This is a genomic window from Vibrio sp. 1978, from assembly GCF_033344345.1.
This window is the reverse complement of record NZ_JAWPOP010000795.1, coordinates 1-576: the sequence shown is the minus strand read 5'-3', so window position 1 is coordinate 576 and position 576 is coordinate 1. Positions and strand designations below refer to the sequence as shown.

At 46.4% G+C, this 576-nt stretch carries 1 protein-coding gene; it reads left to right on the top strand.

The features are described from left to right. Positions 1-576: dihydropteroate synthase (locus tag R8N49_RS29150; protein WP_318190703.1), on the top strand; the 576-nt coding region annotated here is incomplete at both ends.

Sequence of the window (576 nt, the reverse complement as noted above, 5' to 3'; positions counted from 1 at the left end):
AGGTTGGTCAGGCAGAAACACGCGCGCGCAAGCTAGAAATTTGTACAAATGCTTATCGTATTTTGGTAGATGAAGTTGGCTTCCCGCCAGAAGACATTATTTTTGACCCGAACATTTTTGCCGTCGCAACGGGTATCGATGAGCACAACAACTATGCTGTTGATTTCATTGAAGCTGTAGCGGACATCAAGCGCGATTTGCCACACGCGATGATCTCCGGAGGCGTGTCGAACGTGTCTTTCTCTTTCCGCGGTAATAACTACGTTCGTGAAGCAATCCATGCCGTATTCCTTTATCACTGTTTTAAAAACGGTATGGACATGGGCATTGTGAACGCGGGGCAGCTCGAAATTTATGACAACGTACCAGAAAAATTACGAGAAGCAGTAGAAGACGTTGTGCTTAACCGTCGAGATGACGCTACAGAAAGATTGTTAGATATCGCAGCTGAGTACGCAGATAAAGGTGTTGGCAAAGAAGAAGATGCCTCTGCGCTTGAGTGGCGAACTTGGCCTGTCGCAAAACGTTTAGAGCATGCGTTAGTTAAAGGGATCACAGAGTTCATTGTCGCAGACA